Here is a 13,069-nt window from a genome sequence, read left to right on the forward strand (position 1 = left end):
AAAATCAAATAATTATAATAGGATGGTCCATGACAACACCCGTAAATGCGCCCCAGTGGCCACGGCAAATTCCTTACATCATAGCCAGTGAAGCTTGTGAACGTTTTAGCTTTTACGGTATGCGGAATATTCTTACCCCATTCTTGATGACAGCACTTTTGTTGTCTATTCCAGAAGAACTGCGCGGAACTATGGCTAAGGATGTGTTCCATTCCTTTGTCATTGGAGTGTATTTTTTCCCGTTACTCGGTGGTTGGATTGCCGATCGTTTTTTCGGTAAATACAATACTATCTTATGGTTAAGTTTAATTTATTGTGTTGGCCATGCATTTCTCGCTATTTTTGAACACAGTATTCAAGGGTTTTATACGGGATTATTTTTAATTGCGCTCGGATCGGGTGGGATTAAGCCCTTGGTTTCTTCCTTTATGGGAGATCAATTTGATCAAACCAATAAAACATTGGCGCAGAAAGCGTTTGATCTGTTTTATTTTACGATTAACTTTGGCTCCTTCTTTGCCTCGTTATCTATGCCATTACTATTGAAATATTATGGTGCTGCGGTCGCATTTGGGATCCCTGGTGTCTTAATGTTTATTGCAACTGTGTTCTTCTGGTTAGGTCGAAAACGTTATGTGCATATGCCACCCGAGCCGAAAAATCCCCATGGTTTTTTACCCGTTATTCGTACCGCATTGCTCACTAAAATCGCTGGTCAAGCCAACATAGGTTTAGTGTTAGCTTTAGTTGGGATAATTTCTGCAGCGTATGCCTTAGTGAATATTCCAACCTTAGGTATCGTTGCTGGTTTGTGTTGTGCGTTAGTGCTAGTGATGGGATTTGTTGGCGCTGGGGCTTCATTGCAACTCGAACGCGCTAGGGGGATCCATCCGGATATCGCCGTTGATGGGGTGCGTTCAGTACTACGGATCTTAATCTTATTTGCGTTAGTGACTCCTTTTTGGTCTTTGTTCGATCAGAAAGCGTCCACTTGGATATTGCAAGCCAATGACATGTCTAAACCGGAATGGTTTGAACCCGCTATGATGCAAGCTTTAAACCCATTATTAGTTATGTTACTGATCCCATTTAATAACTTTGTGTTATATCCGGCGATTGAGCGCATGGGTATAAAGTTAACTGCTTTGCGTAAAATGGGGGCAGGGATTGCCATCACGGGCGTGAGTTGGATAGTCGTTGGTAGCATTCAATTGGTGATGGATGGCGGCTCGGTATTATCAATCTTTTGGCAGATTGTGCCCTATGCTTTGCTCACCTTTGGTGAAGTATTAGTCTCTGCCACTGGGCTAGAGTTTGCCTACAGCCAAGCGCCTAAAGCCATGAAAGGCACTATCATGAGTTTTTGGACCTTATCAGTGACCGTCGGTAACTTATGGGTGTTACTGGCGAACGTCAGTGTGAAAAGTCCGGCTGTGACCGAACAAATTGCCCAGACGGGGATCAGCATTACCGCATTTCAGATGTTTTTCTTCGCAGGTTTTGCCATCTTGGCGGCATTGATGTTTGCGCTTTATGCAAGATCCTATCAAATGCAAGATCATTACCGCCACGTCGAATCATGAGGATGGGTGGAAATATTCGGTTGTAGATAAAAAATCAGCCCATATCGTATGGGCTGATTTATATGAAAATAATATTAAGGTTAGTTATTTTCCAATACAGAAAGAGCTAAAAATTTTGCCTAAGAGATCATCTGAGGTGAAGCGGCCAGTGATTTCTGATAGTGCTAATTGGCACATGCGTAACTCTTCTGCCAGCAGTTCTCCTGCTAGATATACTTCTAATTGTTCTTTACCCAATTGCAGATGGTTTGCGGCGAGTTCAAGGGCTTCTAAGTGACGACGCCGGGCGATAAAGCCACCTTCGAGGTTACTCTGGTAGCCCATGAGTGATTTTAAATGCTGCTTTAACTGTTCAACACCTAAGCCTGTTTTCGCCGAGATCCGGTAAACACTATAACCTTGTTCCTCTGTCATCATTAAGTCTTCGCCAGTGAGATCGGCTTTATTGCGGATCACTGTCACACCTAAATTTGAGGGCAGGCGATCGACAAAGTCAGGCCAAATATCATGGGGATTAACGGCGGCTGTGGTGGTGCCATCAACCATAAATAACACCCGATCGGCACTGTTTATTTCATTCCAAGCGCGTTCTATACCAATTTGTTCAACGGTATCTGTCGTATCACGTAGACCTGCGGTATCGATAATGTGCAGTGGCATGCCATCTAAGTGGATGTGCTCGCGTAATACATCCCTTGTTGTACCGGCAATTTCGGTAACGATAGCCGATTCTTTACCGGCTAAAGCGTTTAATAAGCTGGATTTTCCGGCGTTAGGACGACCCGCGATCACGACTTTCATGCCTTCGCGGATGATAGAACCTTGTTTAGCACTGGCTTGCACTAGGTCAAGTTTGTCGATGATTTTGTAGAGTGCATTGGCAATTTTACCATCACTTAAAAAGTCGACTTCTTCATCGGGGAAATCAATCGCAGCTTCTACATATAAACGTAGGTTAGTGACTTGATCCACCAGCTCATGGACTTCCTTAGAAAATTCACCTTGGAGTGATTGCAGCGCGCTTTTAGCCGCTTGCTCACTGGTGGCATCGATAAGATCGGCAATCGCTTCGGCTTGGGTCAAGTCTAGCTTGTCGTTCATAAAGGCTTGTTCGCTGAACTCACCGGGTTTGGCTATTCGAATACCACCGACTTCCATTACACGTTTGATCAGCATGTCTAGAACGATTTGGCCGCCGTGGCCTTGAAGTTCCAATACATCTTCGCCAGTAAAGGAATTGGGGCCTTTAAAAAACAGCGCTATGCCCTGGTCGATTACTTGGCCTGTTGCACTTTTAAAGTCGCAATAATCGGCATATCTTGTTTTAGGAAGATGACCCAATACGGCCATAGCGACATCACAGGCCTTGTTGCCTGAAATTCGGATGATGCCAACGCCGCCACGTCCGGGCGCGGTGGCTTGAGCCACGATAGTGTCAGTTGTCACGGAAATACCCACCAAACTAATATCTACCAAATCATGTAAAGGAAAAGGCGGCTAATTAAGCCGCCTTTAGTATTATTTTCACTTTATGCTTTGCTAAAGGTAGGGCTTATTTTAAGCCTTTTTTCTCAAGACCTGCATAAATAATCTTCTGCTGCGTGATGGCAACTATGTTACCTACTAACCAGTACAGTACTAGACCTGATGGGAACCACAGGAAGAATACGGTAAAGATTACTGGCATCCATTGCATCATTTTCACTTGCATTGGATCCATTGTCGGCGCAATTGGTTGCATCTTCTGCATTACAAACATAGAGACGCCCATCAGCAGCGGCAGTATGTAGTAAGGATCTTGTACCGATAAATCGTGGATCCACAGCATAAATGGTGCATGACGTAATTCGAAGCTTTCTAGCAATACCCAGTATAAAGCAATGAAGATTGGCATCTGTAAAATAATAGGTAAACAGCCACCCATAGGGTTAACTTTTTCTTTCTTATACAGTTCCATCATGGCTTGACCCATCTTTTGACGGTCATCACCAAAGCGTTCTTTTAAATCTGTCAGCTTAGGTTGCAGATTACGCATCTTCGCCATTGAGGTGTACTGTGCTTTTGTCAGCGGGAACAGTAAACCACGAACGGTTAACGTGATTAGAATAATTGCCACACCCCAGTTACCGACGAATGATTGATAGAACATCAATAGCCAGTGAATAGGAACCGCTAACCACCATAAGAAACCGTAATCGACCACTAGGTTTAAGGTTTCAGAAATCGCTGACAGTGCCGCTTGATCCTTAGGACCAACATAGAACTGTGAGCTAATTTCTTGGCTGGCACCAGGTGCAATATCGTATACCGCGCCGCGGAAACCAATATTAGCTAAACCGCCAGCACTGACACTAGAAAAAATGGTGTTGCTGTCAGTTGCGGGTGGTACCCAAGCTGAAACGAAATAGTGTTGTAACATGGCTGCCCAACCGCCTAAAGTGGCTTGGTTCAGGTTACTTTTGGCCATGTCGTCAAAGTTGTATTTTTCATAGCGCACATCATTCGTTGAGAACGCACCACCACGATAGGTAGGCATCATCATGCTGCTTTCAGATGGCTTGATCGTTTGTTTAATCTGACCGTACATCTGAACTTGCAGCGGTGCTGCTGAAGTGTTGTTGATTTTATAGTCAACATCTATGTTGAACTTACCGCGATGGAATACGAACACTTTAGTGTAAGTCACACCATTGTCAGCGATATAAGTTAACGGTACTTCTAAGGTATCTTGGCCTTCGGCTAAGGTATATTCAGTTGCCGTTGTGCTAAATGCGGCACGGCCTTTTGCGCTGCTATCGATACCATCGCGACCAATTAGGCCACTTTGAGCGATATAAGTGAAATCATTCGTTTGCTCAAGCAATACGAATGGTTGATCTTTCTCTAGTTCTTTTTTGTGCGAAACTAACGCAGCAAAAACGATGTCACCACCCACTGGATTGATCTGAATGTCTAACTGATCTGTTTTTACCGTAATCAGTTTGCTGTTTGCAGTAACTGCTGCAGCAGGAACACCTGTATCAGCTTCTGGAACATCGGCACTGTGCGAGCTTGCCGCGTTCGCCACTAAGGACGATTCGGTTGCAACGGGTTTAGGAGCTTTGTCTGCTTGCCACTGTTGCCACAGCAAAAAGCTGACAAACAGTAGTCCTATGAGCAATATATTGCGTTGAGATTCCATAGCCTATTTATTACACCTATCATTTTTAGGGGGGACGGGATCACTACCGCCGGGATGTAAAGGGTGACATTTTAATATGCGTTTCAATGCAAACCAACAACCTTTCGCGGTTCCATGCACTTTTATTGCTTCAATAGCGTAGTGAGAGCAGGTGGGATTGAAACGGCATCGAGGGCCCAGTATAGGGCTTATGAATACTTGATAGCCACGAATTAACGTGGTCGCTAGCCATTGTAGCGGCGACTGAGTTTGCGCCATAGCTTTTCTATCAATTTGTTGATTTCAGCGTTTTCCATTTCCATCACGCCATTTCTGACAAGCACAACAATATCAAGATGAGGAATGTCGTGTTGATTTAAGCGAAAACTATCTCTGATCACGCGCTTAATACGGTTACGTTGATTGGCGCGTTTTACATAGCGTTTAGCAACAGTAAGGCCCATACGCGGATGTTGTTCCGTGTTAGGAATAGCGAGCAAGGTAATTTCAGCAGAAGATGCTTTGATGGGATTGGAAAATACAGATTTAAATTGCGCGGGAGTTAACAAACGTAACTCCCGCGAAAAGGTATAGCTAGTCAACTAGTTACCCACTTATTAAGCAGATAAACGAGCGCGACCTTTCGCACGACGACGTGCAAGCACCTTACGGCCGCCTACAGTAGCCATACGAGCGCGGAAGCCGTGAGAACGCTTGCGCTTCAGGTTGCTAGGTTGAAAAGTACGTTTACTCATGATGGCAATCCGTCTTTGTTATTAGTGAACATATCCTTATCTCTAGGATAGAGGTAAGGGCAAAAAAGAGGCCGAATTGTAATCACAATACTTAGTCACGTCAACAACGAAAGTAAGTAAGTGCTTTATTTCTGCCAGCGTATCCTTAGATCAACCCCCAGAATACACCATAAGATGTGGATAACTCTGTGTACGGACACTACATGTAGTAGTGCAGGGGATCTTCGAGCCGATCGAAGGGGCGCCATTATAGATCAATGTGGATCGCTTAATAAAGCAGGATTTGCGGTTAGTGCTGAATAAAAGGATCGTTTTGGATCTTTGATGATCGAGGATATCCACATAGAATGATCTCGCTGGGGATAAATATTTTTTAAGGATAGCGATCCTTGAGATCTCGCTATAGAATACACCTCTTTTTTGATGATCTTTTGGGGATAACTAAGTGGCTGTTTCACTTTGGCAACAATGTATCGGACGACTGCAAGATGAGCTTTCTGCTCAGCAGTTCAGTATGTGGATCAGACCGTTACAAGCCGAAATGGATGGAGATACTCTGGTGCTTTATGCGCCCAACCGCTTCGTGCTTGATTGGGTCAGAGATAAGTACATCAATATCATTAATCAGTTCTTTACTGAGCAAATGGGTAGTGACGCGCCTAAATTGCGTTTCGATATAGGTAGTCGTCCTTCGGCGAAAAAGCCAAGTGTACCGGCACCGATTGCGCCAACTCGAGCACCCAATACTCAAACGAAAGCGACTGTGGGCACGACGTTTAATGTCCAAGCCGAGCCTATGGCGAACGCGAATCACCGCAGTAACATTAATCCGAGCTACCAGTTTGATAACTTCGTAGAAGGTAAGTCGAACCAATTAGGTAAGGCTGCGGCGTTACAAGTGGCTGAAAATCCGGGTGGTGCTTATAACCCACTATTTTTATATGGCGGAACAGGTCTAGGTAAGACTCACTTGTTGCACGCTGTCGGTAACGGGATCATTAAAAATAATCCGAATGCCAAAGTGGTTTACATGCATTCCGAGCGTTTTGTTCAGGACATGGTTAAAGCGCTACAAAACAATGCGATCGAAGAATTTAAACGTTACTACCGTAGTGTTGATGCCTTGTTTATCGATGACATTCAATTCTTTGCCAATAAAGACAGATCCCAAGAAGAATTCTTCCATACCTTCAATGCGCTGCTTGAAGGGAATCACCAAATTATTTTGACTTCAGATCGTTATCCAAAAGAGATCGACGGTGTTGAAGACAGATTGAAATCGCGTTTCGGTTGGGGTTTAACTGTGGCTATTGAGCCACCAGAGTTAGAAACCCGCGTAGCGATCTTGATGCGTAAAGCTCAAGAGAGCGGCATTAATTTACCCGATGAAGTGGCTTTCTTTATTGCTAAGCGTTTACGTTCAAACGTACGCGAGCTAGAAGGGGCATTAAACCGCGTTATCGCCAACGCTAACTTCACGGGTCGGCCAATTACTATTGATTTTGTTCGTGAAGCCTTACGTGACCTCTTGGCACTTCAAGAAAAATTAGTCACTATAGACAATATTCAGAAAACCGTAGCTGAATACTACAAGATCAAGATGGCTGATATGTTGTCTAAGCGTCGTTCACGCAGTGTCGCGCGCCCAAGGCAAGTGGCAATGGCGTTATCCAAAGAATTAACTAACCAAAGCTTGCCGGAAATTGGTGATGCTTTTGGTGGTCGAGATCACACCACAGTGTTGCATGCCTGTCGTAAGATTGCTCAGCTACGGGAAGAGAGCCACGACATTAAAGAAGATTATGCTAATTTGATTAGAACCTTATCTTCTTAAAACAAGGAATTTGGACACGATGAAATTCTCAATTGATAGGGATGCCCTATTAAAGCCGTTGCAATTGGTGTGTGGTGCGGTAGAAAGACGCCATAACTTGCCCATTTTGTCTAACCTCCTTGTAGAAGTAAGTGGTCACTCACTTAAGCTGACTGGTACAGATTTAGAGGTCGAACTCGTGGGCCAAGCTGTGGTTCACGGTGATATCGAAGAAGGTCGTACTACGGTTCCGGCGAAGAAACTGCTCGATATTGTTAAGTCTTTGCCAGAACAAAGCGAACTGAAAGTCGAACAACAAGATAATAAATGGTTGCTGCGTTCAGGCCGTAGCCGTTTTTCCTTAGCGACGTTGCCCGCAGAAGAATACCCCAATGTTGAAGCCTTCCAAGCTGAGATTGAATTTAGCTTGAAGCAGGGCGTGTTGAAGTCAATTATCGACTCGACGCAGTTTTCGATGGCTAACCAAGATGTACGCTATTACCTCAACGGATTATTGTTTGAAACAGAAGGTAATGTTTTGCGTGCGATAGCGACCGACGGTCATCGTTTAGCCTTAAGTCATCGTACGATTGAAGCACAATTACCGGAAAAACAAGTCATTGTGCCCCGTAAAGGCGTAATTGAAATGGCGCGCTTATTGGAGTCTGACGATCTCGATATCACCATTGCTATTGGTGATAATGCTATTCGTGCTACTACGGCTAACACAGTATTTACCAGTAAATTAGTCGATGGTCGCTTCCCTGATTATCGCCGTGTATTGCCAAAGGGCGGTGATAAAATTGTGATTGCGAGTCGTAATCACCTGAAGCAAGCGCTGACGCGGGCTTCTATTTTATCCAATGAAAAATTCCGTGGTGTGCGTATTCAACTCGAAAATGGTCTGCTCAAGATCACCGCTAATAACCCTGAACAGGAAGAAGCGGAAGAAATCATCGATGTGGAATACAACAATCAGGCCCTAGAAATTGGTTTTAACGTCAGTTACTTACTGGATGTGCTCAACAACCTTAAGTCCGATGATGTGCGTATCACGCTCATTGATGGTAACTCCAGCGCCCTAATCGAAAACCATTTGGAAGAAGATTCCATGTATGTGGTTATGCCGATGCGCTTATAAACCATCGATTTTTACGTTACCCGTGTCTGTACCTCTGTCTTTGATGTCTATGCCGCTTAACGGCGGCACAGTGTTTAATGCACAGCATTGGCCATTCCTTCACTCATTTACCGATAGTCTTAGCCTGTGGCAGCGATTGAGTTGCTCGTTAAGTGCTATGAATCCTTACCTACGCCGTTTACGCGGCTTAATGAGTAATGCATGAGCCTGACCCGTCTCAATATCGAAGCGTTTCGCAACATTCAGTCCGCACAGTTAATCCCCGCACCTGGGATTAACGTGATTTATGGTCAAAATGGCAGCGGAAAAACCAGTATTTTAGAAGCCATTTATTTCCTCGGTATGGGACGCTCATTTCGCAGCCATTTATCCCAACGAGTGATTAATCACGATGACGATAAATTAACGCTATTTGCGACTTTAAATTTAGCGCGCGGTGACAGTAAAATTGGTTTACGCCGATTTCGCAATGGTGAGACGGAAGTGAAAATCGACGGCGAAAAAGTTAAACGTCTGTCGACATTAGCCGAAGCTTTACCTATTCAAGTGATCACACCTGAAAGCTTTTCTTTACTGTTTGAAGGCCCAAAATCCCGTCGACAATTTATCGATTGGGGCGCATTTCATGCTGACCCACAGTTTTATGGCGCTTGGACGAATGTTCGTCGCGTTCTTAAACAAAGAAATCAATTGCTTAGAAACGGTTCGGCTTACAGTCATATTCAATTTTGGGACCAAGAGTTTGTGCGCTATGCCGAGCAGGTCACCGAAATACGAAACCATTATGTAGACTCGTTAAATGAGCTACTTAAGGGTATAATCGGGGAGTTTTTACCGAGTGTAGATGTGAAGGTTTCATTTACGCGCGGCTGGGATAGTAAAACGGATTTTGCAGAACTACTCGAAAACCAATATTCCAGAGATTTGGCCACAGGTCATACCGTCAGCGGTCCCCATAAAGCTGACCTTAGACTTCGTGTAGGCACTTTGCCGGCGCAGGATGCCCTGTCCCGTGGTCAATTGAAATTATTAGTCTGTGCACTGCGTATTGCACAGGGAAAGTTGCTCAAACAACAAATAGATAAAAACAGTATTTATCTTGTGGATGATCTTCCGTCCGAGTTGGATGCACAGCATAGGCAGCTATTGCTTAAGCAGTTAACGGATACCGGAGCACAAGTTTTTGTGACCGCCATTGATCCTGCTGCAATAGTCGATTCGTTACACACGCCTCCCAGTAGGATGTTTCATGTGGAACAGGGACGTGTAACGGTAATTGAATAACCATTGAGAGAATAATATGTCAGAGAATAGTTACGATTCTTCGAGTATTAAGGTCCTTAAGGGCCTTGATGCAGTACGTAAGAGACCTGGGATGTATATTGGTGACACCGACGACGGTACGGGTCTACATCATATGGTGTTCGAAGTAGTCGATAACTCTATCGATGAAGCCTTAGCCGGCCACTGTAGCGATATTACGATTACTATCCATGTAGATGGTTCGGTTTCTGTTAAGGATGACGGCCGTGGTATTCCGGTCTCTATCCATGAGGAAGAAGGCGTATCGGCGGCAGAAGTTATTATGACGGTATTGCATGCCGGCGGTAAGTTCGACGATAACTCCTATAAAGTGTCTGGCGGTCTCCACGGCGTGGGTGTATCGGTTGTAAACGCTTTATCTAAAAAGCTGCAAATGACCATTCGTCGTGCTGGCAAAGTATATGAGCAGTTTTATACTCACGGTGTGCCTGATGCGCCGATCAAAGAGATTGGTGATGCAACCAAAACCGGTACCGAAATCCGTTTTTGGCCAAGTGAAGATACCTTCAGCGATGTTGAGTTTCACTTTGAAATTCTGGCAAAGCGTGTGCGTGAACTGTCTTTCCTTAACTCAGGCGTGGGTATTCGTCTGGTTGATGAACGCGACAATAAAAATGAATTTTTCAAATACGAAGGCGGTATTAGCGCATTCGTCGATTACCTGAACCGTAATAAAACACCCGTCAACAAAGACGTATTCCACTTTATGCAAGAGCGTGAAGATGGCATTACCGTTGAAGTGGCTATGCAGTGGAATGACGGTTATCAGGAAAATATTTTCTGTTTTACCAACAACATCCCACAGCGTGATGGTGGTACTCACTTAGTCGGTTTCCGTAGTGCGTTGACACGTAACCTCAACAGCTACATGGAAAACGAAGGCTATAACAAGAAAGGCAAAACCAGCGCGACTGGCGACGATGCCCGTGAAGGTTTGACAGCTGTTATCTCTGTTAAAGTGCCAGATCCTAAGTTCAGCTCGCAAACCAAAGACAAACTGGTTTCTAGTGAAGTGAAAACCGCGGTTGAACAAACCATGGGTGAGAAGCTGAACGATTATCTGCTGGAAAACCCAGCTGATGCGAAGTTGATCGTCGGTAAGATTGTCGATGCTGCCCGTGCCCGTGAAGCGGCGCGTAAAGCTCGTGAAATGACCCGTCGTAAAGGCGCACTCGATTTAGGTGGTTTGCCAGGTAAGCTGGCCGATTGCCAAGAAAAAGATCCTGGTCTTTCAGAAATTTACATAGTGGAAGGTGACTCTGCTGGCGGTAGTGCTAAGCAGGGACGTAACCGTAAGAACCAAGCGATTTTGCCACTGAAAGGTAAAATTCTAAACGTTGAGAAGGCCCGCTTCGATAAGATGTTGTCTTCTCAAGAAGTGGCCACACTGATCACGGCACTTGGCTGTGGTATTGGTCGCGACGAATATAACCCAGATAAAACCCGTTATCACAACATCATCATCATGACGGATGCTGACGTCGACGGCTCGCACATTCGTACTTTGCTGTTGACCTTCTTCTTCCGTCAAATGCCTGAATTGATTGAGCGTGGTTATGTGTATATTGCTCAACCGCCTTTATTTAAAGTGAAAAAGGGCAAGCAAGAACAGTATTTGAAAGATGAGCCAGCATTGACTCAATACCTCACGACTCAAGCATTGGATGGCACTGTTGTGTATCCAACGCAAGGTGCGATTGGTATGTCAGGTGAGCCGTTAGAGCGTTTAGTGACTCAGTATCGTGAAGTGGAAGCCATTGTGGCTCGTTTAGAGCAGCGCTATCCAACGCACATTACTAACCGTATGCTTTACCACCCAATGATCACCAACGAGATGTTGGCCGATGAAGGCAAGATGAAAGAGTGGATCGATGCCTTTATCCATGAGCTGGTGGAAATGGAAAACAGCGGTGTACTGTATTCTGCTGAGCCGATTCTCGATCCTGAGCGTAAAGTGTATCTGCCTAAGATCACCATTCGTAAACACGGTATCGATACTAACTATCTGTTTACTTATGACTTCTTCCAATCAAGCGATTATCAACGTATCGGTAAGTTAGGTGCGGCGTTAGATGGCATGATTGAAGAAGGCGGCTATGTACAACGCGGCGATCGTGTTAAAGAAGTCGGCAGCTTCCTCGAAGCGCTAGATTGGACGATTTCTGAAGCCAAACGCGGCTTATACATTCAACGTTATAAAGGATTGGGTGAGATGAACCCTGAGCAATTGTGGGAAACTACAATGGATCCTGAATCACGCCGTATGTTGCAAGTCACGATTGATGATGCTGTGGGTGCCGATCAGTTGTTCACTTGTTTGATGGGTGATCAAGTTGAACCTCGTCGTGAGTTCATCGAAGCGAACGCATTGAACGTGGCTAACTTAGACGTTTAATGCTAGATGTATAATATTAGACGTGTAATGCGTGTTAAGTGACACGCGTTAGTACTTGAATGATTAAGGGAAAGCCAAGGCTTTCCCTTTTTTATCTCTATGATTTATCTCTTTATCGATCAATACCCGCTTCATCCGCCGCAACAATTTCAGTCTCTGCTTTAGCCGCATTAATCCACGCCTGCATTTCCGGACAGCTGATCACATGCTGCATATAGGCACGGCTTGCCTGCGAGACTTCAATATCGTAGGTAAGAAAACGCATAACCACAGGGGCAAACATCATGTCGGCAATCGACCATTGGCCAAATAACCAAGTACCTTCGGAATTTGATGGGGCAAACTCGGCCATCTGTGCAGACCAAATCGCATCGATGCGCTCAATGTCTTTGCGGACCGCATCTGTGAGTTCAACATAGCGCCTCGCGCGTATGTTCATTGGTAGAGCGTTACGCACGGCATTAAAGCCTGAATGCATTTCACTGGCAATCGATCTGGCCTTGGCTTTTTGTTTAGGATCTTGCGGCCATGCGCTACCTGCAAGATAGGTGTCGTTGAGGTATTCACAAATTGATAGTGAATCCCATACCCTAATGTTACCATCGACTAATGTCGGTACTTTTAAAGTCGGCGAAATGGCTTTGAGTTGCTGATAGAAGCTGTCGGTATCGAGTTGCAGTAATATTTCGTTGAACTGCACGCCAGATTTTGCGGCCATAAACCAAGCCCGCAGTGACCAGCTAGAGTAGTTCTTATTGCCAATATAAAGATCCATTGTTTGTCCTTGAGTGAAATGCCGAGTGTTTCTGCAAAGCTACTATATGGACTCATTTCACCTATGACTAATGAATATTTTACCCTTTCTACATCCGCTAATACGCGTCATTTCTCTTGAGCTT

General features: G+C 44.7%; 12 protein-coding genes. 6 read left to right on the plus strand and 6 right to left on the minus strand.

Features of this window, described 5'->3' with window-relative positions; translation table 11 throughout:
- Positions 1-29: 29 nt before the first annotated feature.
- Positions 30-1,583: an oligopeptide:H+ symporter gene (locus KFE26_RS17085; RefSeq protein ID WP_131524519.1), complete on the plus strand. Its 1,554-nt coding sequence runs from the start codon at positions 30-32 to the stop codon at positions 1,581-1,583.
- An 84-nt stretch (positions 1,584-1,667) separates the two neighbouring features.
- Here KFE26_RS17085 and mnmE read toward each other — a convergent pair whose 3' ends face one another.
- The 5 genes from mnmE to rpmH all read right to left on the minus strand — a co-directional run bounded on the left by mnmE (position 1,668) and on the right by rpmH (position 5,498).
- Positions 1,668-3,029 carry a tRNA uridine-5-carboxymethylaminomethyl(34) synthesis GTPase MnmE gene (gene mnmE / locus KFE26_RS17090; RefSeq protein WP_212601126.1) on the minus strand — a complete coding sequence of 454 codons (1,362 nt, stop codon included), beginning with the start codon at positions 3,027-3,029 and terminating at the stop codon, positions 1,668-1,670.
- Between the two features lie 106 nt (positions 3,030-3,135).
- A complete protein-coding gene (yidC, locus tag KFE26_RS17095; RefSeq protein WP_105250801.1) occupies positions 3,136-4,764 on the minus strand; it encodes a membrane protein insertase YidC in 1,629 nt (542 codons plus the stop codon).
- 3 nt (positions 4,765-4,767) lie between these two features.
- Complete coding sequence (yidD, locus tag KFE26_RS17100; protein WP_006083829.1) at positions 4,768-5,022, minus strand: membrane protein insertion efficiency factor YidD; 255 nt, start codon at positions 5,020-5,022, stop codon at positions 4,768-4,770.
- Positions 4,989-5,345: a ribonuclease P protein component gene (rnpA, locus tag KFE26_RS17105; RefSeq protein WP_105250802.1), complete on the minus strand. Its 357-nt coding sequence runs from the start codon at positions 5,343-5,345 to the stop codon at positions 4,989-4,991. The genes yidD and rnpA overlap by 34 nt, the downstream gene beginning before the upstream one ends.
- Before the next feature lie 15 nt (positions 5,346-5,360).
- Positions 5,361-5,498 carry a 50S ribosomal protein L34 gene (rpmH, locus tag KFE26_RS17110; RefSeq protein WP_006083827.1) on the minus strand — a complete coding sequence of 46 codons (138 nt, stop codon included), beginning with the start codon at positions 5,496-5,498 and terminating at the stop codon, positions 5,361-5,363.
- A 445-nt stretch (positions 5,499-5,943) separates the two neighbouring features.
- Between rpmH and dnaA the strand changes: the two genes are divergently transcribed.
- Genes dnaA through gyrB form a run of 5 tightly spaced genes read left to right on the plus strand, consistent with a single transcriptional unit; the run spans position 5,944 to position 12,170 of the window.
- Positions 5,944-7,332, plus strand: a complete 1,389-nt coding sequence (gene dnaA, locus KFE26_RS17115) for a chromosomal replication initiator protein DnaA (protein ID WP_113941415.1) — start codon at positions 5,944-5,946, stop codon at positions 7,330-7,332.
- A 19-nt stretch (positions 7,333-7,351) separates the two neighbouring features.
- Positions 7,352-8,452, plus strand: a complete 1,101-nt coding sequence (dnaN, locus tag KFE26_RS17120; protein ID WP_105250803.1) for a DNA polymerase III subunit beta — start codon at positions 7,352-7,354, stop codon at positions 8,450-8,452.
- Complete coding sequence (locus KFE26_RS17125) at positions 8,427-8,657, plus strand: hypothetical protein (protein ID WP_212601127.1); 231 nt, start codon at positions 8,427-8,429, stop codon at positions 8,655-8,657. Before dnaN ends, KFE26_RS17125 begins: the two co-directional genes overlap by 26 nt.
- Positions 8,654-9,736 carry a DNA replication/repair protein RecF gene (recF, locus tag KFE26_RS17130; RefSeq protein ID WP_105250804.1) on the plus strand — a complete coding sequence of 361 codons (1,083 nt, stop codon included), beginning with the start codon at positions 8,654-8,656 and terminating at the stop codon, positions 9,734-9,736. The genes KFE26_RS17125 and recF overlap by 4 nt, the downstream gene beginning before the upstream one ends.
- Before the next feature lie 16 nt (positions 9,737-9,752).
- Positions 9,753-12,170, plus strand: a complete 2,418-nt coding sequence (gyrB, locus tag KFE26_RS17135; RefSeq protein WP_113941413.1) for a DNA topoisomerase (ATP-hydrolyzing) subunit B — start codon at positions 9,753-9,755, stop codon at positions 12,168-12,170.
- Positions 12,171-12,282: 112 nt separating this feature from the next.
- Here the strand turns inward: gyrB and KFE26_RS17140 are convergent, their stop codons facing one another.
- The gene (locus tag KFE26_RS17140; RefSeq protein WP_212601128.1) at positions 12,283-12,945 is read right to left on the minus strand and encodes a glutathione S-transferase family protein; all 663 of its coding nucleotides are present in this window, start codon (positions 12,943-12,945) and stop codon (positions 12,283-12,285) included.
- Positions 12,946-13,069 lie beyond the last annotated feature (124 nt).

Origin of the sequence: Shewanella sp. M16, assembly GCF_018224605.1 — a bacterium.
Taxonomy (GTDB): domain Bacteria; phylum Pseudomonadota; class Gammaproteobacteria; order Enterobacterales; family Shewanellaceae; genus Shewanella; species Shewanella oncorhynchi.